This is a genomic window from Pseudomonas sp. 5P_3.1_Bac2 (assembly GCF_025465995.1).
Taxonomy (GTDB): domain Bacteria; phylum Pseudomonadota; class Gammaproteobacteria; order Pseudomonadales; family Pseudomonadaceae; genus Aquipseudomonas.
Map to the genome: position 1 here is coordinate 48,801 of NZ_JANLNY010000006.1, position 24,314 is coordinate 73,114.

A 24,314-nucleotide genomic window follows, 5' to 3' on the forward strand; every position below is an offset into this window, starting at 1 on the left:
GTCCTGAAATCTTCGGAGTTTTTGTGAGCGCGCGTATTCACCCTCTGGCCGGGCAAATCGCTCCGGCGGCAATGCTGACCGATATTGGCCAATTGCTGGCCGCTTATTACGAGCAGCAACCTGACCCCAGCATTGCCAGCCAGCGTGTGGCCTTCGGCACGTCGGGCCATCGTGGCAGCTCACTCAATGCCAGCTTTAACCAGCAGCACGTGCTGGCGGTCACCCAGGCCATTTGTGATTACCGCGCCAGCCAAGGCATCAGCGGCCCGCTGTTTATCGGCGCCGATAGCCATGCTCTGTCGCAGCCGGCGCTGGAAAGCGCGCTGGAAGTATTGGCCGCCAATGGCGTTACCACCATGCTTTCGGCGGGCGCTGAGTTCACCCCGACGCCGGCTGTGTCGCAAGCCATTCTGGTGCACAACCGTGGCCGCAGCAGCGCCTTGGCCGATGGCATCGTCATTACGCCGTCGCACAACCCACCGGATTGCGGCGGTTTTAAATACAACCCCACTAATGGCGGCCCAGCTGACAGCGACATCACCACTTGGGTGCAAAACCGCGCCAATGCTTTGCTGGAGTCCGCTCTGCGTGAAGTCAAACGCTTGCCGTTGGCCGAGGCGCGGCAAGCGGCCTGCGTGCATGAGTATGACTACCTCAGCCACTACGTGAATGATCTGGACAACGTCATCGACTTCGCGCCGATTCGCGCCGCGGGCCTGCGCTTGGGGGTTGATCCATTGGGCGGCGCCGGCGTCCATTACTGGGCGCGCATCGCCGAAAAATACGGGCTGAACCTGGATGTGGTGAGTCAGGTGATCGATCCGCAGTTCGCCTTTATGAGCCTCGACTGGGATGGTCAAATCCGCATGGACCCATCCTCCAGCTACGCCATGCAGCGCCTGATCGGCCTTAAAGACGGTTACGACATCGCCTTCGCCTGCGACACCGATTACGACCGGCACGGCATCGTGGCGCCGAGCGTCGGTTTGCTGCCGGCCAACCACTTTCTGAGTGTGGCGGTGGACTATCTGTTCCAGCATCGCCCGCAGTGGAGTGCGCAGGCGGCCGTGGGCAAAACCCTGGTCAGCAGCGCCATGCTCGATCGCGTAGCCGCGCGTTTGGGCCGACCGCTGCTGGAAGTGCCGGTGGGCTTTAAATGGTTCGCCGCCGGCTTGTTCGATGGCAGCCTGGGCTTCGGCGGCGAGGAGAGCGCCGGGGCGACTTTCCTGCGGCGCAATGGCCAGGTCTGGACCACCGACAAGGACGGCATCGCTCTGGCCTTGTTGGCCGCGGAGATGACCGCCGTGACGGGGCGTGATCCAGGCCAGCTGTACCAAGGCCTGAGCGATGAGTTCGGGGCTATTTATGCCGATCGCCAAGACGCCGCTGCGACTCCGGCGCAGAAGCAGGCATTGGGCAAGCTCAGCGCGGCGCAGGTGAGCAACACCGAGCTGGCTGGCGATGCGATTGTGCAGGTGCTGGATAAGGCACCGGGCAATGGTGCTGGCGTCGGTGGGATCAAGGTCATCAGCGAGGGTGGCTGGTTTGCCGCACGGCCATCGGGCACTGAGGACATCTACAAGATCTACGCCGAAAGCTTCCGCGATGAGGCGCACTTGCAGCGCATCTTCAGCGAAGCCCAGCAACTGGTTAACGCGGCGCTGTAAGGCCGATGAGCCAGGCGCGCTTGGGGCTGAAAATCCGTCTGCACCATGGCGCAGATGTCGCCATGGGACCGGGTAAGGCCGAGCTGCTGGCGGCGATTGCCGCCCACGGTTCGATCAGCGCGGCAGCGCGGGTGATGGGCCTGTCTTATCGGCGCGCTTGGCTGTTAGTCGAGACCATGAACCGTAGTTTCACCCAGCCGCTGGTCAGCACCCTGGCTGGCGGCAAACGCGGTGGTGGCACTCAGCTGACTGCCTTGGGCGAACAGGTGCTGCGGCGTTATCAAAATTTGTGCGCCAAGGCCGAGGCGGCGGTGCAGCAGGACTACACCGAGCTTGCCGAGTTGCTGTGCAGTCTTCCTGAGGAAGCGGATTAACGCTGCGCTTAGCGCAGTTGCGCTTCAGCCAAGGTCAGGCAGCGGGGGATGTTATCCGGCTGCCACTGACTAACTGCCCAGGCCAAGAGTTCTTCCGGCGTGGCGTAGTCGCCGTCTTCAGGCTGCGCTTGGCCCAAGGCACGCAGGGCGCGTAGCAGCAGCGGCGTGGCTTGTTCGGCGGCCAGTGGCGGCGAACGATAGCTCTTACCCAGCTTGTGCCCGTCGGGCTGAATAATCAGCGGCACGTGCAGGTAACGGGGTTGGCGCAGGCCCAATAGCTCTTGCAGATACAGCTGGCGCGGCGTGGAGTCGAGCAGGTCGGCGCCGCGCACCACATCGGTGATGCCTTGCCAGGCGTCATCCATGACCACCGCCAATTGATAAGCGTAGAGCCCATCGCGGCGGCGGATCACCATGTCGCCCACTTCGCGGCCCAAGTGCTGGCTGAATTCACCTTGCACGCGATCGACAAAGCGGTAGACCAGCTCTGGTACGCGCAGGCGGATGGCCGCGTCTGCCTCGGCATGCTGGGCATCGCGACAGGTGCCGGGATAAATGCCCTGGGTGCCTTCCAGTTGCTTGCGCGAACAGGTGCAGGCGTAGGCCAAACCCAGTTGCAGCAGTTGTTCGAGCTGCGCGGCATAAGCCTGGTGGCGCTGGCTTTGTCGCTCGACTTGGCCGTCCCAGTGCAGCCCGTAGCTCTCCAGGGTGTGCAGAATAGCCGCTTGGGCGCCGGGCATTTCCCGTGGTGGGTCGAGGTCTTCCATGCGCACTAACCAACGGCCGTTGGCGGCGCGAGCATCCAGGTAAGAGGCGAGGGCCGCCACTAGGGAACCGAAGTGTAAGTAGCCACTGGGAGTGGGGGCAAAGCGCCCGATATAGGCCGGTGTGCGCATAGGGCAGGGGGACGTATCAGGTTAGAAGATAGTCGCCCGCCAAGTGGCTGAAGCGGCACTTGGCGAGTGGCTAATGCAACAGGCAGAAACAACAGAGGGTGCCGAAGCACCCTCTGGTTCAGATCAGGAACCGACCTGTTTCTCTTTGATTTCCGCCAGCGTCTTGCAGTCAATGCACAGGGTCGCGGTGGGGCGGGCTTCCAAACGGCGGATGCCGATTTCGACGCCGCAGGAATCACACCAGCCGTAATCGTTGTCTTCGATTAACTGCAGGGTCTCGTCGATCTTTTTGATCAGTTTGCGTTCACGGTCACGGGCGCGCAGCTCCAGACTGAACTCTTCTTCCTGGCTGGCACGATCGGCTGGGTCAGGAAAGTTAGCGGCTTCGTCCTGCATGTGGTGCACAGTACGATCGACTTCCTGCATCAGCTCCAGCTTCCATTTATTTAGGATGCCGGTGAAGTGGGCGCGCATCGGCTCACTCATGTACTCCTCGCCCTTTGATTCTTTATAGGGCTCGAAACCACGAGTCAGTTGGCTGCTTTTTGCTTTTGCTTTGGTGGGCATGGATGACCGCCTCTCACTCTCTCTAATCCACTGCGCAGGACGGTGTCCCTTGCCGATTTTGCTCGGCCCTGCGGCTGCAAGCCGGCGAACTTACCAGAACAGTTGCAAGGATGCTACTCCCGGTTGTCGTGCTTGCTGACGTTTCTCACAGACCATGGTTTAGAATCCGCGCCTCATTGTTCAAGCAGGCAAGTACATGACCACCACCTACAGTGCGCGCAGTCGTGCCATCGAACCCTTCCACGTGATGGCCTTATTGGCGCGGGCCAATGAGCTGCAGGCGCAAGGTCATGATGTGATTCATTTGGAAATCGGTGAACCGGATTTCACCACCGCCGCGCCCATTGTGGCAGCCGGCCAGGCGGCCTTAGCCGCCGGGCATACGCGCTATACCGCAGCGCGCGGACTGCCGGCTTTGCGCGAAGCGATCAGCGGTTTTTATCAGCAGCGTTATGGCTTGCGCATCAACCCTGAGCGCATTCTGATCACCCCTGGCGGCTCCGGTGCCTTGCTGTTGGCCGCCAGTTTGCTGGTTGACCCAGGCAAGCATTGGCTGTTGGCCGACCCCGGCTACCCGTGCAACCGCCACTTCCTGCGCTTGGTGGAGGGCGCCGCGCAGTTGGTGCCCGTCGGACCGGAGGTGCGTTATCAACTGACTGCCGACTTGGTCGCCCGCTATTGGGATAAAGACAGCGTTGGGGCCCTTGTGGCATCGCCCGCTAACCCCACCGGTACGGTGCTTAGCGCCACTGAGTTGGCGGCTTTAGCGCAAGCGCTGAAGCAGCGCGGTGGCCACTTGGTGGTGGATGAGATCTATCACGGCCTGACCTACGGGCTGGATGCCAGTAGTGTGCTGGAAGTGGATAACGATGCCTTCGTGCTCAATAGTTTCTCAAAATATTTCGGCATGACTGGCTGGCGCTTGGGCTGGCTGGTCGCGCCCGAGGCGGCGGTGCCGGAGCTGGAGAAACTGGCGCAGAACCTGTATATCAGTGCGCCGAGCATGGCTCAGCACGCCGCTCTGGCTTGCTTCGAGCCGGCCACTATCGAAATCTTCGAGCAGCGCCGGCAAGCCTTTGCCGAGCGGCGCGATTACTTACTGCCAGCTCTGCGTGAGTTGGGCTTTAAGATCGCTGTGGAGCCCGAGGGCGCCTTCTATTTATATGCCGACATCAGCGCGTTTGGCGGCGATGCCTATGCTTTCTGCCAGCACTTTCTGGAGACGGAAAAAGTTGCCTTCACTCCGGGGCTGGATTTCGGTCGGCACCTGGCCAGCTGTCACGTGCGCTTTGCCTATACGCAGGATTTACCGCGCCTGCAGCAGGCGGTGGAGCGGATTGCCCGTGGCCTGAAAAGCTGGCGGTCCCATGCAGTTTGAGCCACCACTGGAAGAAGGCCGCTTGCTGCGCCGTTATAAGCGCTTTCTTGCCGATATCGAAACCGCCAGTGGCGAGCTAATGACCATTCACTGCCCCAACACTGGCTCCATGCTCAATTGCATGAGCGAGGGCGCGCAGATTTGGTTCAGTCGCAGTCATGACCCCAAGCGCAAATTGCCCGGTACTTGGGAGTTGGGCCGCACCCCCCATGGGCGCATGGCCGTGATCAACACGGCGCGGGCCAACGCGCTGGTGGAAGAGGCGCTGCACGCCGGGGTGATCACTGAGCTCAATGGCTTTACCGCGCTCAAGCGCGAGGTGCCTTATGGTGCTGAGCGCAGCCGCATCGATATCCGTCTGGAGTACTCCTCAGGTCTGGCCTATGTGGAGGTTAAAAGCGTCACCCTGGGCTTTGCCGACAACGATGTGGCGGCCTTCCCCGATGCACGTACCGAGCGCGGCAGCAAACACCTGCGTGAGCTGGCGGCTTTGGCTCGCAGCGGTATCCGCGCGGTGCAGCTGTACTGCGTCAACTTAAGTGGGATCGGTGCGGTGCGTGCGGCAGGGGAGATCGATCCGGCCTACGCCGCGGCCTTGGCTGAGGCCAAAGCCGCTGGGGTCGAGGTGTTGGCCTATGGCGCGCAGATCAGCCCGCAAGGGGTGCGTTTGGTTGGCGCGTTACCGGTGCTCTTGTAAGTTCTCCAGCCCAGGCTGGGCATAACGGCTGATGGCTTGACGCAGATGTTGCTCAAACGCCGTGACAATCGCCGGCCAGCCTTGCTGCGCGGCATGCTGACGGGCATTGAGACGCACCCGGCGCAGGGTCGTGGCGTCGTTGAGCAGCCAACTGGCGGCATCGATAAAACCTTGCTCGTCACCACTGACGGCAAGGGCGCCAGTATGGCCATGCTGGATATGCTGTGCGGCCGCGGCCTGATCGTAGGCCACCACCGCGAGGCCGCTGGCCATGGCTTCGAGCACCACGTTGCCGAAGGTTTCGGAAAGACTCGGAAACAAAAACACATCGCCCGAGGCGTAATGGCTGGCTAAATCCTCGCCACGCCGCAGGCCGCAAAAGTGTGCCGTCGGCAGGCGTTGTTGCAGTCTGGCGCGACAGGGGCCATCACCGACCACAATCAGTTTTAACGGGCGCTGCGGTTGCTCCAGCTGCAGGCTGTTAAAGCTCTTCACCAACAGGTCGAGGTTCTTCTCCGCAGCCAGACGGCCGACATGCACTATCGCCACATCGTCAGGCGCCAGTCCCCATTCGCGGCGCAGTAGCTCGCTGCGTTTACCCGGATGAAATAACTGGCTGTCCACCCCGCGACTGAGCAAGGCCAGGTTGTTAAAACCACGGCGCTGCAGCTCGATACGTTGGCTGTGGCTGGGCACCAGGGTGACTGCCGTGCGGTGATGAAACCAGCGCAGGTAGTGGGTCAGCGCGCGGCTTAACAGACCGGCGCCGTAGTGGCTGGTGTACTGCTGAAAGTTGGTGTGAAAGCCGCTGACCACCGGGATGTGCAGACGCTTAGCCGCACGCAGGGCTGAGAGTCCGAGGGGGCCTTCAGTGGCGATATACAGCACATCCGGGCGCTGCCGCTGCCAGTTGCGCAGCAACTTATTCAGAGCGCCCTGGCCCCACTGCAAACCGGGGTAGCCGGGGATCGGCCAGCCGCGCACGAGTATTTGCTCAGCACTGCTGTCGCTGGCCTCCTGGCCTTGCCGTGGCCGCACCAATTGCACGTGCTGCCCGCTGGCGCGCAGGCCGGCGCATAAGCGGCCCAGGGTATTGGCCACGCCATTAACTTCCGGCGCGAAGGTTTCGGTTACTAGGGCGATGTAGAGCGGGGGCGTGTTCATGGCAGCAGTGTCGGCTGCTGCCATGTTGTGTTTGTGAAACTAATGAGGCGATTTTGTGACGGCGGCGTACCTAACCGCGCTCACGCACCCAAAACAGCGTAGCGCCAGCCACGGCTGCGGGCATCATCAGGATATTTAGCCCGGGCACCATCAGCGCCAGATAAGTGATGCCGCCGAAGCTTAGGCTCTGCCAACGCTTTTGACGCAGCCAGGCGAGCATGTCTTGCCAGCTCATCTTGTTGTTGTCGGCAGGGTAGTCGATGTATTGGATGGCCATCATCCAGATACCGAACAGAATCCACAGCGGTGTGGCGATTAGGTTGATTACCGGGATAAACGTCAGCACTAGAAGCACGATCGCGCGGGGCAAAAAGTAGCCCAGTTTGCGCATCTCACGGCCCATGGTGCGCGGCACCATGGCCACCAGTTCGGCCCAGCTAAAGGGCGGAAAGTCGTCTTGGCCACGGGCCACGACTTCGACTTTTTCCGCGAGAAAGCCGTTGAACGGCGCGGCGATTAAGTTGGCCAGCATGGTGAAGGAGAAGAACACCACCACCAGCAACAGCAGCACAAACAGCGGCCACATCAGGTATTCAAGGAAACTCAACCAGCTCGGCAGGCTGCCCATCAAGGTGGCCAGTACGCCGCTGAACTGCTGCACCGAGAAGTAGATCATGGCGCTAAACAGGATCAGGTTAAGTAGCAGAGGCAGCAGAACAAACAGGCGCAGACCGGGGCTGAGCACTAACTTAAGGCCGGCGTTTAAGTATTGCGGGCCGCTGAGCACAGGGGCGGGCATGGCAAGATCTCCACAGAATTGAACTGGCGCGACCTTACCGGCTTTGGCCTATGGGCGAAAGTCCCGCGCCAGCCCGCTCAGGGCGCCAGTTGCATATTGAGCAGCAGTGAGCCGAGGGATTTGCCATGGGCATCCAGTGACAAGGAGCGGGTCACGCCGCCCTTTAAGATACCTTTCACCACAAAGTTCAGGGCCCCGAGCTGGGCTAGTTCATAGCGTTCAACCGTCACCAGGGTCGCCTGAAAATGTGTAAGCGCGGGTGTCAGCTCGGCGAGAACGCGCTGCGTGGTCAACTCGCGTAGCAACAAGGCAAAGTCCTGTTGTGGGTTGAAGGCGATCACCGAGATGTTCGCCGTGTCGCCTTTGTCGCCAGTGCGGCTGTGGGCAATCTCGCGTAAGTTCATGCGCTGTGCTCCATGATGACCTGGGGGGTAACGCTCTCGCGCGGCAGATACAGGGCGCTGACGGCCAGCACTGGCTTCACCGTCTTGACTGCGCCGCCACCGCCATAGGGGCCGTTGGTGTAGAGCGACTCCACTTCATTGGCCACGGCGTTGGCCTGGGCTTGGCTGCGGCAATGGGCGGCGATACGTAGGCGAATCTCCCACGGCGTGTGATTGGCGTTGGGCTCGACATCGCCATGCAGCGAGTTAAGCCCCAGCAAGTCAGCGCGGATATCGAGGGTATCGATCTGTAGTTTTGCCAAGCGTGTGAGCACGATGTCTCTGGCCAGTTGCGCGCGGGCCAGGGCATTGGGGCCACCATAGGAAATCTGCCCCTCGCCGATAAAACCATCGCTGAAGCCCACGGTGACTTTGAGTGTATCCGGACGTTGTGCACCGCTGGCGCCGCTGACGCTCACCTGCTCAGCGCCTTGTTGGCTGAAGCGCACGGCAGAGAAGTCTGCCGTCACATCCGGGGTCAGATAAGCCTTGGGGTTATGCACCTCATACAGCAGTTGCTCGGTGCAGGTGGCGGTGCTGAGCAGGCCGCCGGAGCCTGCCACTTTGCTCAGTTGCGCCTGGCCCTGAGCGTTCACTTCGGCGATGGGGAAACCGAGATGGGCTAAATCAGGTACATCCTTGCTCCCTGGGTCGGCGAAATAGCCGCCGGTAAGCTGGCCGGCGCATTCCAATAAGTGCCCCACCACCGTGCCCTTACCGAGGAGCGGCCAGTCGCTGGTCGACCACGCAAACTCATGCACCAGAGGAGCGAGGAATAACGAGGGGTCGGCTACGCGCCCGGTAATCACGATGTCGGCCTGCTGCTGCAGGGCCGTGACGATACCGTCGATCCCCAAGTAAGCATTGGCGGCAATCAGGTTGCTGCCTAGCTGCTCCAGCGTTAGACCGTTGTCCAGCAGCCAACCCTGACCTTGGATTTGCTCCAGTACGTCATCACCGAGCACGGCGGCAATCTTGAGTTGGGGCAAGCCCAGCTGCTGGCAGATCAGTTTGATGCGTTTGATCGCTGCCAGTGGATTGGCCGCGCCCATATTGCTGATGATTTTGAAGCGCTTGTGGCCTTGGCTATCGACGATATGCGGCAGCACGGCGTGCATGCGCGCCTCCAGCAGCGGGTCGTAGCCGGCTTCGGGGTCTTGCAGCTTGGCTTGGTTGGCCAGGGCAATGGTGCGCTCGGCCAGGCATTCAAATACCAGGTAATCGACATTGCCTTTCTCGGCAATCTCCACGGCCGGGTCGATGCGATCACCTGCGTAGCCTGCTCCGCTGCCGATGCGGATGGTTTTCAGCGTCTGCATACTGCTCTCCTAAAACGGAAATACGCCAAGGGCCGCCGCGGTGAAGGTCATCACCACCGAAGCCGCGAATAAAAAGGGAATGCTGAATTTTTGGTGGTCGGCCAGATCGATCTTGCACAGGCCAACAATCAGGAAAGTCGCCGGGGTCAGTGGGCTTACCGGAAAGCCCGTGGTCATCTGCCCGAGTACCGCCGCCTGGGCCACTTGCACCGGCTCAATGGCGAAGGCTTGAGCGGTGTGCGCAATCACCGGCAGCACGCCGAAATAAAACGAATCCGGATCAAACAGCAGCGACAGGGGCATGGCCAGCAGGCCGAGGCCGAAGGGGATATGCTGACCGGCGCCGCTGGGGACAAAGTCCACCGCATGTTGCGCCATGGCCGTGAGCATGCCGGTGCCGCTCATAATGCCGGTAAACACCCCGGCGGCGAGCAGGATGCTGACCATGCTCAGCGCCGCCTTGGCATGGGCTTCGATACGCTGGCGCTGCTGCTCAAGGTCGGGGTAGTTGAGCAGCAGGGCCAACACCACGCCCACCATAAACATCACCACCGGATCGACCTTGCCCGAGACCATGATGCCCAGCACTAGCAGGGTGACTACAAGGTTAATGGCGAAGCGTTTGGGCCGGCGCAGGGCTTGGTCCTGCTCGCTGATCTGGTAAGTCAAAAACTCTGCCGTGCTCGACACATCGGCCAGCCCCAAGCGTTTTTCTTCACGTTTGCCCAGCAGCCAGGCGACGCTAAAGGTGAACACTAGGCCGACCACCTGGACCAAGATCAGTGGGGTGAAAATCTCCGTGACGGGGATGTTCAGCGCCGCCGAAGCGCGGATCACCGGGCCGGTCCACGGCAGGAAGTTCACCCCGCAGGCCAGGGAGGCCACGCAGGCGAGGATGCGCCGGTCCATGCCGAGTTTGTCGTAGAGCGGCAACATGGCCGGGATGGTGATCAAGAAGGCCACCGCGCCGGAGCCATCCAGATGAATCAGCAGGGCCAGCAGCGCCGTGCCGGTGGTGATGCGCGCGGGTTTTAAACCCACGGTGCGGAGGATTTTATTAATGATCGGATCGAGCATGCCGGCATCGGTCATGATGCCAAAGAACAAAATGGCAAAGACAAACATGCCGGCCATCGGCGCGATGTTTTTAATACCGGCAATGATGAATTGACTGGTTTCTAAGCCAAAGCCACCCAGCAAGGCGGCAATAATCGGCAGGCTGATTAACGCAGTTAGGGCGGAGAGTCTTTTGGTTAAGATGCTGGCAAATAACAATGTGATGGTCAGGAGACCTAGTCCGGCAAGCATATAATTGTCCTTATGGAGTTGCGGCGCTTGCTTGGATGTTAGGCAGGTTGCTGGCGGGGTTGAATTGATATTCTGTGGATTGTGTATTGAGGAAAATCGAAGCTCAGCCGCAGTACTGCTCCGCTGGGGGCGAGCACTGGCCCTGAGTGCTGAGCCAGCATGGTCAACAAGGAGGGAGTGGGTGAAACAAGGATTACGCCATATCAGGGCGTTTCTGGCGGTGGCCGAACTCAATAGCTTCAGCCGCGCGGCGCAGTTGCTGCACGTCTCGGCCTCGACCCTGACCGTGCATATTCAGCAGCTGGAAAACGAACTGGCCGTCCAGTTGTTCCGCCGTAACAAGCGTGAAGTGCAGATCACCGAGCAGGGCCAGCAGATGATTGCGCCGCTGCGCGCGGTGCTTAACAGCTATGAGAATGCCTTGGTGGTGGGCAAAAACTTAGCCACCGAAGTGTTTGGCGAAGTGCGTATCGCGACCCTGCCCAGCATGGCCAGTCGCGTGCTGCCGGAGGCGATCAAGCTGTTTAAGCGCGACTATCCCCGGGTCAAACTGACGGTTCTGGATTTAAACGCCGACGAAATTCAACAGGCGCTGCGCAATGGTTTAGTCGACGTGGCCATTAGCACTCAGCAGGCTGAAGATGAGGCGCTGTTGTTTGAGCCGTTATTAACCGATCGCCTGTGTTTATTTGTGAATAAACAGCATCAGTTGGCGCAGGTGCCGGCCTTGAGCTTGCTCGATGTCATCGCCCATCCGCAAATCGTCACCCTGCCTGGCAGTAGCGTGCAGAGCTTATTGATCGCCGCGTTACAGCGCTTGTCCGTGCCCCTTGAACAGCTCGATATCGCCTGTGAGGTGCGTTATCTAAGCACTGCCTTGGCACTGGTTGAAGCGGATGTCGGGGTGGCGCTGCTGCCAGAATCCACGCCGTTTACTGCCAACCTAAGCCAGGTATTGCGCCGTACGCTGGAAGATTTCCCCATCAGCCGTGCGATCCACATCATCCAGCGTCGCGACGCCGCCGCCTCGGTGTTGCTGGCGGGTTTTGTGGCCGCACTCAAGCGCAGCCTGGCCGCCGCGCCGTTACACCAAGACGCTGAGCTTTAAGCGCTGGGAGCTGATGCGCATAAATTGGCCGGAGGCTTTGATCACTAAGCCTTGTGGATCCACGCTCAGCTCAGTGCTGCGCAGGCCTTGGGTTTCACTGCGGTAGTGGCTCTGCCCGTTGCTTTGCGGGCGACGTTGATAACGCTGTTGGCGGGCCTCTACGCCTAGGGTAAGGAGATTGACGAAGGCCACTGGCAGCACCTCACTTTGCCCTTCGCTTAACCCACAGCGCATGAGCAGGGGCGTGTGGGTAAAGGGCGAATCGGACAGGAAAATCTGCTGGCAGGCTGCCAGGTCTGGGCGCGCACGTTCATTGGGCAGCCAGGTGCCTTGCTCGTCGCGACGCAGGCTGAGGCTGCGCTGGCCTTGATTGTCGACCTTGATCCAGAGGCTGTGAAAGCGCCAGTTGGCGTCGAAATTGAGCACATAGTTAGCGGCAATGCTGCTGCCTTGAAGGCTTTGCATCAGATGGCTGGTGGCCGTAATACCCTGCTCATCGATACTCAGGCGCAGATTCTCAACGCCAGGGTTAAACCATGGTTTCCATACCAATGCCTGTTGCATCTCACGCTCTCCATGTCGCCTAAGGCTAGGCGGCTGACGGGCGGACCAACTTCCTTAATGGCGCGCGGATTGAAGCTCAGTGATGTTCTGCCATTCGCTAAGCCTCTTTGGAAATTGGCTAAGCAGATACCAGATGCATGCACAGAGAGTTAAACAGCTGAGTGTCATTTGTCTGACAGCAGAATTCTGGCGCACAAGCAGGCTGTGCGCCAGAGTCTTACATAGGCTTAATGGCTATTAGCCTGGAGGGATTGCTGCGCAAAGCTGACACCCGCTAGGCCGGTTTTCAGCAGGGCGCGGATATTGCCGTGATCATTGCCTTCTGGGGTGGCCAACACGCTGCGGTAATGTTCGCCAAAGCACAGCAGGGTTTCTTCCAGGCTGAAGCCCTCGAGCAGAGCCAGGCCCAGGGTTTTGCACGAGCCTTCGTTTTGCCCGGCAGCGTTTGCTACTGCGCCGTTAGTGAAAGCGCTGGGCTGGTACTGGTAATGCTCAGCGATAAACGCCAGGGTTTGGGCGAAGGCAAATTCAGGCTCGCGCAGTTGGCTGCGGAAGGTGTTGAGGGCACTCATGGGGTTTTTCCTTGATTAAAGGCCGCCTGTTGCTCGGTGCTGGCCTCTTTCTGGTATTTAGCTTTCCACTCGGCATACGGCATGCCGTACACCTCTTCACGGGCCTCTTCGGCGCTAATGGCGATGCCTTGGTCATCGGCGGCGGCCTTGAACCATTTCGACAAGCAGTTGCGGCAGAAGCCGGCCAAGTTCATCAGCTCAATGTTTTGCACATCGGGCCGGGAGCGCAGATGTTGGACCAGGCTACGAAAGGCAGCAGCTTCGAGTTCAAGGCGTTCTTGCTCAGTCATGGTGGGGGTCTCTGCAGGCAGGAAGATGTGGCGGCGATGATAAGAGCTTCCCCAGCCCGGCGGCAACGGCGCTAGGCTGAGGGGCAGGGCGGGTAAGCCGGTTAAGCAAGATGCTGTCTGTGCTCTTTAACGGTGACCCGCGAGGGTGATCGATACCGACTCGGCAAAGCGCAGGGCGTGGGGTTTATCCACTTCGACTTCGGCGTAACGCACGGCCGGATTGGCCATGACCAAGTCGAGAATCTCCTGGGTCAGACGCTCCAGCAGGGCAAAGCGATTGCCTTCCACGTGCTGGATGATGGCTTTGGTGATGGTGCGGTAATTCAGGGCGTGGTCGATGTCGTTATCGCGCACGGCTTCTACGGCGGGGTAGAGGATGGTCAGGTTAATCAACACATCTTGCTTGTTATTGATCTCCTCTTCCTTGATGCCAATAAAGGTGCGCAGGCGCAGGTCCTTGACGCGGATGCGCGCCATTCCAGGTTCCAGTCGCGGCATAAATAACTCCGTGCGATCAGTTGTACGTTGCCGGCGTCAGTCGCCGTATGCAGCAAAGGTACCGAGCATTGTCGGTGCGGTCATCTGCCAATTTGTATTTTGTCTGCTGCGTCGCGTTGGCGCCGGGCTGCGCCGCGAGCTATTTGAGCTGGCGGCCGCCGTTAACGCTTAAGGTGCTGCCGGTGACATAGGGGTTATCCAGCAGATAGCGCACGCTCTGGTAGATCACCTCGGCGCCGGGCTCAATGCCCAAGGCCGATTTGCTGAGCGCCTGCTGTCGGTATTCGGCGTCATCCTCTGGGTTAAACAGAATCAGCGCCGGGGCGATGCCGTTGACCTTGATTCGGGGAGCAAAGCGTGCGGCAAAGGACTGCGTCAGGCTGTCCAGTCCGGCCTTGCTGGCGCAATAGGCGGGATGCTTGGCGCTGCCCTTGCGCACCACATCATCGCTGATATGGATGATGTCGGCAGACGCAGAGCGCTCCAGCAAACTCTGGCAGTGCAGGTTGAGCAGGTAGGGGGCGAGCATATGCACATGGAACAGCTCAGTAAAAACCTCCGCTTCCTGCCCGGCCGGCTCGGCGAGCCAGGCCGAGGCGTTGTGAATGATCGCGCGCAGGCTGTCGGTGTGGATTTTCAGGGTATCAATAAAGGCGAGGATGCCTTCTTTGCTGGCAAAGTCGGCCGGCAAGGTCAGGGCGCCGCGCTCACGCAAGCTTTCCAGCCCAGGGCGCGGGCTGCGGTAAGTGATGATCAACGAGTGGCCGTCATCAAGCAGGCGCTGTGCGCAGTGCAGACCGATGCGCTGACTGGCACCGGTGATCAAAATCGGAGCGTCATCGCGGCTCATGCTCGCCTCGGTACTGGGAATAAGGGGGAGGGTTCAGCCAAGTTACGCCGGGAACCTGACCAGTTAGGCTGCAACATCGGCTGAACCGCGCGCAAGTTTATACCAGCCACGCTGTCCGACAAACGGGGGCAGCACTCACCCAGCTAAATAGTGGGCGATTAGGCGGATCAAGTGACTTGGGCGTAGCGCTGCTAGTGCAGGTCTTGAGCGCAGTGCTGAGCAAAGATGAATTCGCGCAGGCGCTCATCGCTTTCGGCATCGAGGGCGTGCAGCCAGTAGGCGTGCAGATCGTTGTCGGTCGCGCGGACAAAGGCGCCGGAGATAGCGATAGGCTCGGCGTTAGGCACCGGTAGCAAGGCGTTAAATTGCTTGGGCGCTTTGCGTTGGCCCGTGCATTTGATCAAGGCGCCGCTGTTGGACAGCTGATACAACCACAGGCCATTGCGCCGGCCAGCTTTGTTCATCAGCGGCAGTGGTTCTGACAATTCCGAACGCCAGCCACGTTCGCTGTCGCCTTCGTCAAAAATTTGCGGGGCACGCAGTTTTAAGAAGGGCACACTTTGCTCGTCCACACCGATGTGCAGATCAAAGGCCAAGTGCTGGTTAGCTACATGGGCATGCAGGCTCAGTTGATCGTTGGCAGCGCAACGGGACAACAGCTCGCGGAATTGACTGCCTACATCTACCTGTAGGCGTTGCTGCTCCTGAGGCTCAGGGGCTGGGGCAATACCACTCAGTTGGCGGATAAAGTCCAGCTCGGCTTTGGTCAGGAGTTTTTGCGCTTGCATGGCAAACCCCCACAGGGAATACGGCGATGTGTTTAGGACACTAATGATTCCGCTTTGTTTTAACCGTTCGTCGGGCAGAGCTAATGCCAATTTGACTGTACGCCGTTCAGGGGCTTCCTGGCGCTGGAGGGAAGTTTATGGCAGCAAGTTCGCGGCGTTTAGTCCGCCGTGCTGAGGCCAAGTTCATGCCGCGCCTGCTTGCGGCATAATGCCGGGCTATTACTGCTGTCCTTTTGCTGCGGAGTGTTCATGAAAGTCGCTATTTTTTCCGGGTCGGTCTATGGCACCGCCGAAGAGGTTGCCCGTCACGCCCAGAGCCTGCTCAGCCAAGCTGGCTTTACTGTGTTTTACCAACCCGGCGCAAGCTTGGCCCAGCTGCAAGCGTTTGCCCCTGAAGCCTTATTGGCGGTGACCTCGACCACTGGCATGGGCGAGTTGCCGGATAACCTGCAAGGGCTGTATCACGAGATCCGCGATCAATTCCCGGCGTGGAGTGCTTTACCGGCTGGGGTGATTGGTTTGGGTGATGCCAGCTATGGCGACACCTTTTGCGGTGGTGGCGAGCTGATCCGTGAGCTGTTTGCCGAGCTTGGCGTGCAGGAGATCCAGCCGATGCTGCGCCTGGATGCCAGCGAAAGCGTCACGCCAGAGACAGATGCCGAGCCGTGGCTGGCGCAATTTGCCCAAGCTTTGACGACCTGACGACCTGACGACCGGCTTCGGGCCTTGGCTGCCGCGTGTTCTGACCCGTAAGGTCAGCACGCTGGCCGCTAGGGCGACTCACTGCTTCGGTGGATATGGCTAGACTGCGGGCGTGGTTAATCCTTAGAAAACCAATAAAACGCCGAGGTATTGCCGATGACTGTTGCTCACAGTTTGCCTATCACCAGTGTTAAAGATCAGGTCAGTGCTGCCGAATGGCAGACGCGAGTTGATCTGGCTGCCTGCTACCGCTTGATCGCCCTGCATGGCTGGGACGATCTGATCTTCACCCATATCTCGGCCAAGGTGCCGGGCACTGAAGATTTCCTGATCAACCCCTATGGGTTGATGTTCCACGAAATCACGGCCTCGAGCTTGGTCAAGGTCGATCTGGCCGGCAAAAAGCTGATGGCCAGCGCCTTTGAGATCAACCCTGCCGGTTACACCATTCACAGCGCCGTGCATGAAGTGCGTGAGGATGTCGGCTGCGTACTGCATATCCACACTCCGGCGGGGATTGCCGTGTCGGCGCAAAAGCAAGGCTTGTTGCCGCTGTCGCAGCAGTCGTTGTTTGTTCTCGCCAGCTTGGCTTACCACGGCTATGAAGGTGTGGCCCTGCACCATGAAGAGAAGGCCCGCTTGCAGAGCGATTTGGGCGACAAGAATTTTATGATTCTGCCCAACCATGGCTTGCTCACCGCCTTTGGCAGCATCGCCGATGCCTTCCTCGGCATGTTCATCCTCCAGCGCGCCTGTGAAGTGCAAGTGTTGGCCCAGGGCGGCGGCGTTGAGCTGATCCATATTCCGGAGCCTATCCTTGTAGGGGCTCGCGGCATGATTACGGCGGTGATGAAATCGTCTTATGGCATGGGCGGGGCCTTGGCCTGGCCGGCACTGCTGCGCAAGTTAGATCTGCAAATGCCAGGCTACGACGCATGAGTCAGCTGCCAGGTATCAGCCTGGCAGAGTGGCGTGAGCATGGTCGCGAGTTTAAGTTTTGCGGTCATGCCATCCGTTTTTGGACGGCGGGCTCGGCGCAGGCTGAGCCGCTGTTGCTGATCCATGGTTTCCCCACGTCCAGCTGGGATTGGCACCACCTGTGGATGCCTTTGGCCAAGCGCTATCGTTTGATTGCCGCCGATATGCTGGGCTTTGGTGACTCTGCCAAGCCTCGTGGCCATCGCTACAGCCTGCTGGAACAAGCCGACTTGCAGCAGGCCTTGCTCAGCCATCTGGATATTCAGGCGCCGCTGCACGTGCTGGCCCACGACTATGGCGACAGCGTCGCCCAAGAGTTGCTGGCGCGCCACTATCAGCAGCGCCTGCAGCTGGCCAGTTGCGTGTTTTTGAATGGGGGGTTGTTTCCCGAAACCCATCGCCCGGTGCTGGTGCAAAAACTCTTGCTGAGCCCCTTCGGGGCGCTGTTCGGACGGCTATTTAACCGGCACAAACTGGCCAGCAGTTTTGCCCGCATCTTCGGCCCACAGACGCAACCCAGCGCTGCGGCCCTGGATGACTTCTGGGAGCTGATTGCCGTGAACAACGGCCCGGCAGTGATGCACCGGCTCATCACGTATATCCCTGAGCGCCGCGTGCAGCGCGAGCGTTGGCTGGCGGCGATGCAGCGTGGCGAGGTGCCGCTGCGTTTGATTGATGGCGGTTACGATCCGATCTCCGGCGCCCATATGCTGGCGCGCTACCGTGAGCTGATCAGCGATGCCGATACGGTATTGCTCGACGGTATTGGCCATTACCCTCAGGTCGAAGCTCCGACCGTGGTGCTGCAGCACTACCTGGAGTTTCGTCAGCGCTTGGCGGCCGAGCAGGCCTGAGCGTATTTAGCTTTGCAGCGGATACGGAGCTTTGGATGCGCAGACGACAGCTATTAACCTTAGCGGCGGGTAGCAGTGTACTGATCGCCGCTGGCGGTTTTTACGCATTGCCCAGTGCGCAGCGTCCAGCAGCTTTGAACATTACTGGTGCCCAGCAGTTGTTGAGCCAGTTGCAGGGGCAGCCGCTAGTTAGCCGTCAGGGCTGGAGCCCGGCGCAAGTGTTCAATCACTGCGCGCAGAGCATTGAATATTCCATGCAGGGTTATCCAGAGCTTAAACCCCTGTGGTTCCGTCGCAGCGTCGGGCCGTTGGCCTTTAATGCGTTCGCCGCCCGTGGGGCGATGCGTCATCCCTTGGATGAGCCGATCCCTGGTGCTGCTGCGCTGGATCAACCGGCCAGCGTGGATCAGGCCTTGGCCCGTTTGCAGCGGGCCTTTAGTGATTTTGCCGAGTATGCGGGCAAGCTGCAGCCGCACTTCGCCTACGGCCAGCTTAGCCACGGCGAATATGCCGAGGCGCATGTTTTACACCTATACAACCACCTGAGCCTGCTGCAAGGTACGACCAAGGTGTGAGCTGCACGGGGAATTATCCTGCTGTCTTATTTTGTGCTATTCAGCCGGGGTTGTTTTTATTGTGACCGCAACTCGCTTGCTGGACACTCCAAGGAATGATTAACAGTCGAGGATCAAGACATGAGTGATGCCATTAGTTTTAACGATCAGGTAGTGATAGTCACCGGCGCAGGCGGCGGTTTGGGCCGCGCCCATGCACTGCTGTTTGCTAAACATGGCGCTAAAGTGGTGGTCAACGACTTGGGCGGCAGCACCCACGGTGAGGGCGCTAACGCTTCGGCGGCGGACAAAGTGGTCGAGGAAATCCGTGCCGCTGGCGGCACTGCCGTGGCCAACCACGATTCGGTGACCGATGGCGAAAAGATCGTGCAGCACGCCCTCGACACCTTTGGCCGCATCGATGTGGTGGTGAATAACGCTGGCATCCTGCGCGATAAAACCTTCCACAAGATGGAAGATGCCGATTGGGATCTGGTCTACAAGGTCCACGTTGAAGGTGCTTACAAAGTCACCCGTGCCGCTTGGCCGCATATGCGTGAACAGGGCTATGGCCGGGTCATCTTCACTGCTTCGACTTCCGGTATTTACGGCAACTTCGGCCAGTCCAACTACGGCATGGCCAAGCTCGGTCTGTACGGCTTGACCCGTACCTTGGCGCTGGAAGGGCGCAAGAACAATATTCTGGTCAACGCCATTGCCCCTACCGGCGGCACCCGTATGACTGAAGGTCTGATTCCGCCGCAGGTGTTCGAGCAACTCAAGCCTGAGCTGGTCAGCCCGCTGGTGGTTTATCTGGGCAGCAGCGCCTGTGAAGACAGCGCCGGCTTGTTTGAGGTCGGTGGCGGTTGGGTCGGTAAGGTGCGTTGGGAGCGCAGCTTGGGCGCAGGCTTTGATCCACAAGCCGGCTTCAGCCCGGAAGATGTCGCGGACAACTTCGCCAAGATCTGCGACTTTGAGGGCGCCGCGCACCCCAAAGACAATATCGAAGCCATGAAAGAAATGATGGCCAACCTGCAGAAATTCGCGAAGCGATAAACGCTACGAGGGTCGATAAATAAGCGGCTTAACCGGTAACGGTTAAGCCGTTTTTTATTGGGCGCAGGGCCTTGGAGGGGTTGTGTTGAGGGCCGTTTGGGCGCGCTTATGCCCATATCACCGCTCTGGCCTTGCACGTTGATTGGGCGCAGTCGCTACTGCGCAGACGTGTTAAACCCAGCTTCACTGCGGTGCTGTACGAGCAAGTCCAGCACTCGCCCAGTCTGCGCGGCAGAGCGCTGTTCTGGGCTCTAGTGGACGCGCCTGCCGTCATTGCTCAGTGCTTTGACCGCTCTGGCTGACCGCGCGCGTCTAAGCCTGCCCGCTTGGCTGGGCCGCCCTAGCTTTTGCCTGGGATACCGTATTTGCGCAGGCGAATGGCGATGGCGCTGTGTGAGGTTTGCAGGCGCTGGGCCAATTGTCGGGTAGAGGGGTGGCTGGGGTAGAGTTTTTCCAGCAGGTTCTTCTCGAACTGGGCTACGGCGGCTTCCAGACTGGTGACATCGCTTGCGTCTTGCTGGCTGGCCACGGCAGTGCCGGCGATATCCAGATCATCGATCTGCACCAGATTGCTTTCGCAAATGGCGGCGGCGCGGAAGATGACGTTCTGCAGCTGGCGCACATTGCCTGGCCAGCGGTTGCTCAGCAGCGCCGGGTAGGTGTCGGGCGTCAGGCGGCAGGGCAGGCGTTGGATCTGTGCGCAGGCCTGCTGCATAAAGTGCCGGGCCAGCAGGAGGATGTCCTGACCGCGCTCGCGCAGCGGCGGCACTTCCAGATTCAAGACATTGAGGCGGTAGTACAGGTCTTCACGGAAGCTGCCGGCGCTGACCATCTGCTCCAGATCGCGGTGGGTGGCGCTTAAGATGCGCACGTTAACCTTCACTTCACGCTCACCGCCGACGCGGCGGAAGGTGCCATCGTTTAAAAAACGCAGCAACTTGGCTTGCAGATAGGGCGACATCTCGGCGATTTCATCGAGAAACACCGTACCTTGGTGGGCCAGCTCCAACAGCCCCGGTTTGCCGCCACGCTGGGCGCCGGTGAAGGCGCCGGGGGCATAGCCAAACAGTTCACTTTCGGCGAGGTTTTCCGGCAGGGCCGCGCAGTTCAGCGCCAAAAACGGTGCCGCATGCCGCGCGCTTAGGGCGTGGCAGGCGCGGGCTACCAATTCTTTGCCCGTGCCGGTTTCGCCGTTGATCAGCAGTGGCGCATCCAGCACGGCCACGCGCTGCGCCCGAGCCTTGAGATTACGCAGCGGCGCCGAGTCGCCGAGCAGGGCATCAAAACCTTCCGCATGGTCGTGGTGCAGCGCGGCTAAGCGCTCACCGATGCGGTTGGGCGCATACAGGCTCAGCAGGCCGCCGGCCAACTGGCGACTGGCGCCGCCGACATCCTCGGTGATGGGCTGGGCGTCGAGCAGCAGGGCCTGACCTTTGAGGGTGATCTCGCGCATCGGCAGGCGAAAGCCTTGGTTCAGGAGCTCGCTTTGCAAGGGCTCATCGGCAAACAGCTCGCCCAGGCTCAAGCCCTCCGGCTCGCTGCCGTACAGCTCGATCAGCGCTGGGTTGGCCAGCAGCACCCGACCCTGGCTGTCGACCGCCAGCACCGGGTCGGTCATCGCCGCCAGCAAGGCATCCAGCTGCAGGTGACGCCGCTGACCGGGGAGGATGTCGACGATGGTCACGTTCTGCACGCCACGCACGCTAAACAGCGCCTCGCGCAGTTCCTCAAGCACGCTGGGGCTTAGGGTCGGGGCGTCGATATAGACGTTGGGCGGCACCATCTCCACGGCATCGAGGTTGAGATTGCGCCCACCCAAAAGGGCCAGGACTTCCTGGGTGATGCCAACGCGGTCGATAAAACTGACGTGAATACGCATGAAGGCGCAGAGCTGCCGTGGTTGAGAAGGGCGTCAGTATGCCCGGTCTGCACGCTGGCGTTAACCGCTCAGGCCACGCCAGCCGTGCCGCTAACTCGCAGGAGCGTTAGCCGCAGTGCAGATGGAGGATGGCTTCGCTTTCGTCGATGTCGATGGTCAGGCGCTGTGGGTTGAACTCCTGGCTCGCCATATCGCCGGGCGCCAGCACCCGCACTAACTTGGCATTGGCTTGCAATTGCAACTGCTCGACGCGCTCGACACTGATCTGCTGGCCCAGCTGCGCGCGCAGCGATTCGGCATTGCAGTTGCCGGTGATCTGCTCGATGTCATCAGCCCGTTGAGCGCTGCTACAGCCGGCTAACAGCGTTATGAGCGCCAAACTGAGGAGGCGGTGAGGGTGCATGATCAGGTCCTTTTCTCTGCACAAAACAAAAGTGCAGCCTAGCAGCGCGCTGCCCGACAACTCAATCGAAAGCGGCCACACGGCGGGTCATTCCAAGGCTATTTACCTTTCCTGGGCTATCAGTCCTACAATCGGCGATTTTCCTGCTGAGGCATTGCCGTGTCGGCCGTCATTTCTATCCAACAGCTCAATAAGACCTATGCCAGTGGCCATCCGGCCCTGCAAGGGATTGACCTAGACATTCGTCAAGGCGAGATCTTTGCCTTGCTCGGCCCCAATGGCGCCGGCAAGACCACGCTGATCAGTATCATCTGCGGCATCGTCAATCCCGGCAGCGGGCGCGTGCTGGTCAGCGGCAAGGACATCATCAAAGACTACCGCGCCGCCCGTGCGCAGATCGGCCTAGTGCCGCAAGAGTTGGTCAGCGATGTGTTCGAGTCCGTCTGGAGCACGGTCAAGTTCAGCCGCGGGCTGTTTGGCAAGAAACCTGACAATGCTTATCTGGAGCGTCTGCTGCGCGATTTGTCGTTGTGGGATAAGCGCGATGCGAAGATTTTTGAGCTGTCTGGCGGTATGCGCCGGCGCGTGATGATTGCCAAGGCGCTGAGTCATGAGCCGCAGATTCTGTTTCTCGATGAGCCCACCGCCGGGGTCGACGTGGAGCTGCGCCGCGATATGTGGAACATGGTGCGCGGCCTGCGTGAGCGCGGCGTGACCATCATCCTCACTACCCATTACATCGAAGAAGCCGAGGAAATGGCCGACCGCATTGGGGTGATCAGCAAGGGCCGGATCATCTTGGTGGAAGACAAGCAGGTGCTGATGCACAAGCTTGGCAAAAAACAGCTGACCCTGTATCTGCAGCAGCCGTTGGCCTGCATCCCTGACGCATTAGCCGGCTATGCCCTAGAACTGGTCGACGAAGGTCGCGCCTTGGTATTTACCTTCGATGCGCAAAGCGACAGCACCGGCATTACCGAACTGCTGAAAAGCCTCAGCCAGCACGGCATTGATTTTAAAGATTTGCAGTCCAGCCAAAGCTCTCTGGAAGAGATCTTTGTGTCGCTGGTAAGCGAACGCTAAGCCCCACTGTTGACGAATTAAGCGGAATCCCTGCCATGAATTTCTATGCCGTTAAGGCGATTTACCTGTTTGAGTTAGCGCGTACTTGGCGCACCTTGCTGCAAAGCATCGCCACCCCGGTGATCAGCACCTCGTTGTACTTTGTGGTGTTCGGCTCGGCCATCGGCAGCAGCATGACCCAGGTCCAAGGGGTCAGCTATGGCGCCTTTATCGTGCCGGGGCTGATCATGCTGGCGCTGCTCACTGAGAGCATTTCCAACGCCTCGTTTGGCATCTACATGCCGAAATACTCAGGGAGCATTTACGAGTTGTTGTCGGCGCCGGTTTCCTATGTGGAGATTCTGTTCGGCTACGTCGGGGCGGCGGCGACCAAGTCGATCATCTTGGGCCTGATTATTTTGCTCACGGCGCGCTGCTTCGTCAGTTTCGAGATCGCCCATCCTGTGTGGATGTTGGCGTTTTTAGTGCTGACCGCGCTGACCTTCAGCCTGTTCGGTTTCATCATCGGCGTGTGGGCCGATGGCTGGGAGAAGTTGCAGATCGTCCCGGCGCTGATCGTCACGCCATTGACCTTCCTCGGCGGCGCCTTCTACTCGATCAGCATGCTGCCACCGGCTTGGCAAACGGTGACCCTGTTTAACCCGGTGGTGTATTTGATCAGTGTGTTCCGCTGGAGCTTTTTCGGTGTGGCTGACGTCAATGTCGCCTTGAGTTTGGCGATGATCCTCGGCTTTTTGCTGCTGTGTTTGCTTGCCGTGGGTTTTATTTTCAAAACCGGCTATCGCTTGAAGAGTTAAGTGCTGCATAAGCTAGGGCAAATGTGCCAAAAGCTCGGCTGTATCGGCTGAAATGAATTGTTTGAATTGCCGACAAAATGTCCAAAGCCCCAGCCCATCTGCGTTAGCGCAGGGCGCTGGGGCTTTTTTCGACATACAAGCGGCCTGGATCAACGTTTGGCACTTGCCCAACAGGGGGCGCAATGGCGTAGTCTGAGGTTGTCGCCTGATGAGCTTTACAGGTCAGACGGCGGCGTTATTCGCGAACCGTTGAAGAAGGAAAGCTTTATGCAAATCCAAGTTCACAGCGATAATCATATCGACGGCCATGTACGCTTAGTTGACTGGGTCAGTGCCAGTGTTTCCAGCAAGCTTGAGCGTTTTGATGAAGACGTCACCCGCGTCGTAGTTCACCTTCACGATGACAATGCCGGCAAAGCTGGTGCCCAAGACAAACGCTGCCAAATCGAAGCCCGCCCGAAAGGCCGGCAGCCGGTCAGCGTGACCCATAAAGCCGATTCGCTGGAGCAAGCCATCGAGGGCTCCATCGACAAACTGCACAATGCCCTTGACCATCAATTTGGCAAATTGCGCAGTAAACGCGCCACCGTGTTGCAGGCCGCCACCCATCATGTATCCGGCCAAGACGCGCTGTTGCGCGAAGACTTCCTCGCTGATGAGCAGTTACGCGCGCTCTAACTAATCGTCCTAGGCAGCCGGTGCGGCTGCCTTACCTCTAAGGCCTGC

Annotated in this window: 28 protein-coding genes; 13 read left to right on the plus strand and 15 right to left on the minus strand. The window is 59.6% G+C overall.

Translation table 11 applies throughout. From position 1 onward, the window contains the following. The first annotated feature begins 23 nt into the window (after positions 1–23). Positions 24–1,667: a phosphoglucomutase (alpha-D-glucose-1,6-bisphosphate-dependent) gene (gene pgm / locus NTD81_RS04555; protein WP_262179947.1), complete on the plus strand. Its 1,644-nt coding sequence runs from the start codon at positions 24–26 to the stop codon at positions 1,665–1,667. 5 nt (positions 1,668–1,672) lie between these two features. Continuing rightward, entirely contained in the window at positions 1,673–2,041 is a 369-nt protein-coding gene (locus tag NTD81_RS04560; RefSeq protein WP_262179949.1) for a winged helix-turn-helix domain-containing protein, read from the plus strand. Positions 2,042–2,049: 8 nt separating this feature from the next. Here the strand turns inward: NTD81_RS04560 and gluQRS are convergent, their stop codons facing one another. Next, positions 2,050–2,937 carry a tRNA glutamyl-Q(34) synthetase GluQRS gene (gene gluQRS, locus NTD81_RS04565; protein ID WP_262179951.1) on the minus strand — a complete coding sequence of 296 codons (888 nt, stop codon included), beginning with the start codon at positions 2,935–2,937 and terminating at the stop codon, positions 2,050–2,052. A gap of 123 nt (positions 2,938–3,060) precedes the next feature. Beyond that, positions 3,061–3,504, minus strand: coding sequence for an RNA polymerase-binding protein DksA (gene dksA, locus NTD81_RS04570; RefSeq protein ID WP_262179953.1), 444 nt, complete (start codon positions 3,502–3,504; stop codon positions 3,061–3,063). Positions 3,505–3,700: 196 nt separating this feature from the next. Here dksA and NTD81_RS04575 point away from each other — a divergent pair, with 196 nt between their 5' ends. Then, complete coding sequence (locus tag NTD81_RS04575; protein ID WP_262179955.1) at positions 3,701–4,882, plus strand: pyridoxal phosphate-dependent aminotransferase; 1,182 nt, start codon at positions 3,701–3,703, stop codon at positions 4,880–4,882. After that, complete coding sequence (gene sfsA / locus NTD81_RS04580) at positions 4,872–5,579, plus strand: DNA/RNA nuclease SfsA (protein ID WP_262179956.1); 708 nt, start codon at positions 4,872–4,874, stop codon at positions 5,577–5,579. The genes NTD81_RS04575 and sfsA overlap by 11 nt, the downstream gene beginning before the upstream one ends. Here sfsA and NTD81_RS04585 read toward each other — a convergent pair. The 5 genes from NTD81_RS04585 to NTD81_RS04605 form a co-directional block, all read right to left on the minus strand. Beyond that, positions 5,562–6,767 (minus strand): glycosyltransferase family 4 protein, encoded by a 1,206-nt coding sequence (locus NTD81_RS04585; RefSeq protein ID WP_262179958.1) that lies wholly within the window; start codon positions 6,765–6,767, stop codon positions 5,562–5,564. The two genes, sfsA and NTD81_RS04585, sit on opposite strands and share 18 nt — an antisense overlap. 46 nt (positions 6,768–6,813) lie before the next feature. After that, entirely contained in the window at positions 6,814–7,542 is a 729-nt protein-coding gene (gene cysZ, locus NTD81_RS04590) for a sulfate transporter CysZ (protein ID WP_262179960.1), read from the minus strand. Positions 7,543–7,619: 77 nt separating this feature from the next. Beyond that, positions 7,620–7,946, minus strand: a complete 327-nt coding sequence (locus tag NTD81_RS04595; RefSeq protein WP_262179962.1) for a hypothetical protein — start codon at positions 7,944–7,946, stop codon at positions 7,620–7,622. Further along, complete coding sequence (locus tag NTD81_RS04600; RefSeq protein ID WP_262182038.1) at positions 7,943–9,295, minus strand: acyclic terpene utilization AtuA family protein; 1,353 nt, start codon at positions 9,293–9,295, stop codon at positions 7,943–7,945. The genes NTD81_RS04595 and NTD81_RS04600 overlap by 4 nt, the downstream gene beginning before the upstream one ends. 18 nt (positions 9,296–9,313) lie before the next feature. Beyond that, complete coding sequence (locus NTD81_RS04605) at positions 9,314–10,612, minus strand: CitMHS family transporter (RefSeq protein ID WP_262179964.1); 1,299 nt, start codon at positions 10,610–10,612, stop codon at positions 9,314–9,316. A 181-nt stretch (positions 10,613–10,793) separates the two neighbouring features. Between NTD81_RS04605 and NTD81_RS04610 the strand changes: the two genes are divergently transcribed. Next, entirely contained in the window at positions 10,794–11,720 is a 927-nt protein-coding gene (locus NTD81_RS04610; protein ID WP_262179966.1) for a LysR family transcriptional regulator, read from the plus strand. On the opposite strand, the gene NTD81_RS04615 is transcribed toward NTD81_RS04610, so the two are convergent. From NTD81_RS04615 to NTD81_RS04640, 6 genes are all read right to left on the minus strand, one after another. Beyond that, positions 11,697–12,284: a putative glycolipid-binding domain-containing protein gene (locus tag NTD81_RS04615; protein WP_262179968.1), complete on the minus strand. Its 588-nt coding sequence runs from the start codon at positions 12,282–12,284 to the stop codon at positions 11,697–11,699. The genes NTD81_RS04610 and NTD81_RS04615 overlap by 24 nt on opposite strands. Positions 12,285–12,511: 227 nt before the next feature. Further along, the gene (locus tag NTD81_RS04620; RefSeq protein WP_262179970.1) at positions 12,512–12,856 is read right to left on the minus strand and encodes a HopJ type III effector protein; all 345 of its coding nucleotides are present in this window, start codon (positions 12,854–12,856) and stop codon (positions 12,512–12,514) included. Continuing rightward, positions 12,853–13,146 (minus strand): DUF1244 domain-containing protein, encoded by a 294-nt coding sequence (locus tag NTD81_RS04625; RefSeq protein WP_262179972.1) that lies wholly within the window; start codon positions 13,144–13,146, stop codon positions 12,853–12,855. Before NTD81_RS04625 ends, NTD81_RS04620 begins: the two co-directional genes overlap by 4 nt. 126 nt (positions 13,147–13,272) lie before the next feature. Beyond that, positions 13,273–13,644, minus strand: coding sequence for a dihydroneopterin triphosphate 2'-epimerase (gene folX, locus NTD81_RS04630; protein WP_262179974.1), 372 nt, complete (start codon positions 13,642–13,644; stop codon positions 13,273–13,275). Positions 13,645–13,783: 139 nt separating this feature from the next. After that, positions 13,784–14,494, minus strand: a complete 711-nt coding sequence (gene folM, locus NTD81_RS04635) for a dihydromonapterin reductase (RefSeq protein WP_262179977.1) — start codon at positions 14,492–14,494, stop codon at positions 13,784–13,786. A gap of 191 nt (positions 14,495–14,685) precedes the next feature. Next, positions 14,686–15,282 carry a hypothetical protein gene (locus tag NTD81_RS04640; RefSeq protein WP_262179979.1) on the minus strand — a complete coding sequence of 199 codons (597 nt, stop codon included), beginning with the start codon at positions 15,280–15,282 and terminating at the stop codon, positions 14,686–14,688. 249 nt (positions 15,283–15,531) lie between these two features. On the opposite strand from NTD81_RS04640, the gene NTD81_RS04645 reads away from it, so the two are divergent. The 5 genes from NTD81_RS04645 to NTD81_RS04665 all read left to right on the plus strand — a co-directional run bounded on the left by NTD81_RS04645 (position 15,532) and on the right by NTD81_RS04665 (position 19,426). Continuing rightward, positions 15,532–15,984 (plus strand): flavodoxin, encoded by a 453-nt coding sequence (locus tag NTD81_RS04645; RefSeq protein WP_262179981.1) that lies wholly within the window; start codon positions 15,532–15,534, stop codon positions 15,982–15,984. 156 nt (positions 15,985–16,140) lie between these two features. Next, positions 16,141–16,923: a class II aldolase/adducin family protein gene (locus NTD81_RS04650; RefSeq protein ID WP_262179983.1), complete on the plus strand. Its 783-nt coding sequence runs from the start codon at positions 16,141–16,143 to the stop codon at positions 16,921–16,923. Further along, the gene (locus NTD81_RS04655) at positions 16,920–17,816 is read left to right on the plus strand and encodes an alpha/beta fold hydrolase (protein ID WP_262179985.1); all 897 of its coding nucleotides are present in this window, start codon (positions 16,920–16,922) and stop codon (positions 17,814–17,816) included. Before NTD81_RS04650 ends, NTD81_RS04655 begins: the two co-directional genes overlap by 4 nt. A gap of 35 nt (positions 17,817–17,851) precedes the next feature. After that, positions 17,852–18,391 (plus strand): DUF1569 domain-containing protein, encoded by a 540-nt coding sequence (locus NTD81_RS04660; protein WP_262179987.1) that lies wholly within the window; start codon positions 17,852–17,854, stop codon positions 18,389–18,391. A gap of 120 nt (positions 18,392–18,511) precedes the next feature. Further along, positions 18,512–19,426, plus strand: coding sequence for an SDR family oxidoreductase (locus tag NTD81_RS04665; RefSeq protein WP_262179989.1), 915 nt, complete (start codon positions 18,512–18,514; stop codon positions 19,424–19,426). 340 nt (positions 19,427–19,766) lie between these two features. Here NTD81_RS04665 and NTD81_RS04670 read toward each other — a convergent pair whose 3' ends face one another. Together NTD81_RS04670 and NTD81_RS04675 are read right to left on the minus strand one after the other, a co-directional pair. Beyond that, positions 19,767–21,305: a sigma-54-dependent transcriptional regulator gene (locus NTD81_RS04670; protein ID WP_262179990.1), complete on the minus strand. Its 1,539-nt coding sequence runs from the start codon at positions 21,303–21,305 to the stop codon at positions 19,767–19,769. 106 nt (positions 21,306–21,411) lie between these two features. Then, positions 21,412–21,708, minus strand: coding sequence for an I78 family peptidase inhibitor (locus NTD81_RS04675; protein ID WP_262179992.1), 297 nt, complete (start codon positions 21,706–21,708; stop codon positions 21,412–21,414). Positions 21,709–21,867: 159 nt separating this feature from the next. Here NTD81_RS04675 and NTD81_RS04680 point away from each other — a divergent pair, with 159 nt between their 5' ends. The 3 genes from NTD81_RS04680 (at position 21,868) to NTD81_RS04690 (ending at position 24,266) form a co-directional block, all read left to right on the plus strand. Beyond that, complete coding sequence (locus NTD81_RS04680; protein ID WP_262179994.1) at positions 21,868–22,791, plus strand: ABC transporter ATP-binding protein; 924 nt, start codon at positions 21,868–21,870, stop codon at positions 22,789–22,791. Between the two features lie 35 nt (positions 22,792–22,826). Beyond that, positions 22,827–23,588, plus strand: a complete 762-nt coding sequence (locus NTD81_RS04685; RefSeq protein ID WP_262179997.1) for an ABC transporter permease — start codon at positions 22,827–22,829, stop codon at positions 23,586–23,588. Positions 23,589–23,855: 267 nt separating this feature from the next. Further along, complete coding sequence (locus NTD81_RS04690) at positions 23,856–24,266, plus strand: HPF/RaiA family ribosome-associated protein (protein ID WP_262179999.1); 411 nt, start codon at positions 23,856–23,858, stop codon at positions 24,264–24,266. The last annotated feature ends 48 nt before the right edge of the window (positions 24,267–24,314 follow it).

Bases quoted from the DNA above. Each gene is read 5' to 3' on its own strand.
- dksA (WP_262179953.1), bottom strand. From the start codon at position 3,504: ATGCCCACCAAAGCAAAAGCAAAAAGCAGCCAACTGACTCGTGGTTTC.
- NTD81_RS04690 (WP_262179999.1), top strand. From the start codon at position 23,856: ATGCAAATCCAAGTTCACAGCGATAATCATATCGACGGCCATGTACGC.
- NTD81_RS04605 (WP_262179964.1), bottom strand. From the start codon at position 10,612: ATGCTTGCCGGACTAGGTCTCCTGACCATCACATTGTTATTTGCCAGC.
- NTD81_RS04645 (WP_262179981.1), top strand. From the start codon at position 15,532: ATGAAAGTCGCTATTTTTTCCGGGTCGGTCTATGGCACCGCCGAAGAG.
- NTD81_RS04640 (WP_262179979.1), bottom strand. From the start codon at position 15,282: ATGCAAGCGCAAAAACTCCTGACCAAAGCCGAGCTGGACTTTATCCGC.
- NTD81_RS04620 (WP_262179970.1), bottom strand. From the start codon at position 12,856: ATGAGTGCCCTCAACACCTTCCGCAGCCAACTGCGCGAGCCTGAATTT.
- NTD81_RS04675 (WP_262179992.1), bottom strand. From the start codon at position 21,708: ATGCACCCTCACCGCCTCCTCAGTTTGGCGCTCATAACGCTGTTAGCC.
- folX (WP_262179974.1), bottom strand. From the start codon at position 13,644: ATGCCGCGACTGGAACCTGGAATGGCGCGCATCCGCGTCAAGGACCTG.
- NTD81_RS04665 (WP_262179989.1), top strand. From the start codon at position 18,512: ATGAGTGATGCCATTAGTTTTAACGATCAGGTAGTGATAGTCACCGGC.
- NTD81_RS04615 (WP_262179968.1), bottom strand. From the start codon at position 12,284: ATGCAACAGGCATTGGTATGGAAACCATGGTTTAACCCTGGCGTTGAG.
- gluQRS (WP_262179951.1), bottom strand. From the start codon at position 2,937: ATGCGCACACCGGCCTATATCGGGCGCTTTGCCCCCACTCCCAGTGGC.
- NTD81_RS04595 (WP_262179962.1), bottom strand. From the start codon at position 7,946: ATGAACTTACGCGAGATTGCCCACAGCCGCACTGGCGACAAAGGCGAC.
- NTD81_RS04625 (WP_262179972.1), bottom strand. From the start codon at position 13,146: ATGACTGAGCAAGAACGCCTTGAACTCGAAGCTGCTGCCTTTCGTAGC.
- NTD81_RS04650 (WP_262179983.1), top strand. From the start codon at position 16,141: ATGACTGTTGCTCACAGTTTGCCTATCACCAGTGTTAAAGATCAGGTC.
- NTD81_RS04660 (WP_262179987.1), top strand. From the start codon at position 17,852: ATGCGCAGACGACAGCTATTAACCTTAGCGGCGGGTAGCAGTGTACTG.
- NTD81_RS04685 (WP_262179997.1), top strand. From the start codon at position 22,827: ATGAATTTCTATGCCGTTAAGGCGATTTACCTGTTTGAGTTAGCGCGT.
- sfsA (WP_262179956.1), top strand. From the start codon at position 4,872: ATGCAGTTTGAGCCACCACTGGAAGAAGGCCGCTTGCTGCGCCGTTAT.
- NTD81_RS04670 (WP_262179990.1), bottom strand. From the start codon at position 21,305: ATGCGTATTCACGTCAGTTTTATCGACCGCGTTGGCATCACCCAGGAA.
- folM (WP_262179977.1), bottom strand. From the start codon at position 14,494: ATGAGCCGCGATGACGCTCCGATTTTGATCACCGGTGCCAGTCAGCGC.
- NTD81_RS04585 (WP_262179958.1), bottom strand. From the start codon at position 6,767: ATGGCAGCAGCCGACACTGCTGCCATGAACACGCCCCCGCTCTACATC.
- NTD81_RS04560 (WP_262179949.1), top strand. From the start codon at position 1,673: ATGAGCCAGGCGCGCTTGGGGCTGAAAATCCGTCTGCACCATGGCGCA.
- cysZ (WP_262179960.1), bottom strand. From the start codon at position 7,542: ATGCCCGCCCCTGTGCTCAGCGGCCCGCAATACTTAAACGCCGGCCTT.
- NTD81_RS04655 (WP_262179985.1), top strand. From the start codon at position 16,920: ATGAGTCAGCTGCCAGGTATCAGCCTGGCAGAGTGGCGTGAGCATGGT.
- NTD81_RS04575 (WP_262179955.1), top strand. From the start codon at position 3,701: ATGACCACCACCTACAGTGCGCGCAGTCGTGCCATCGAACCCTTCCAC.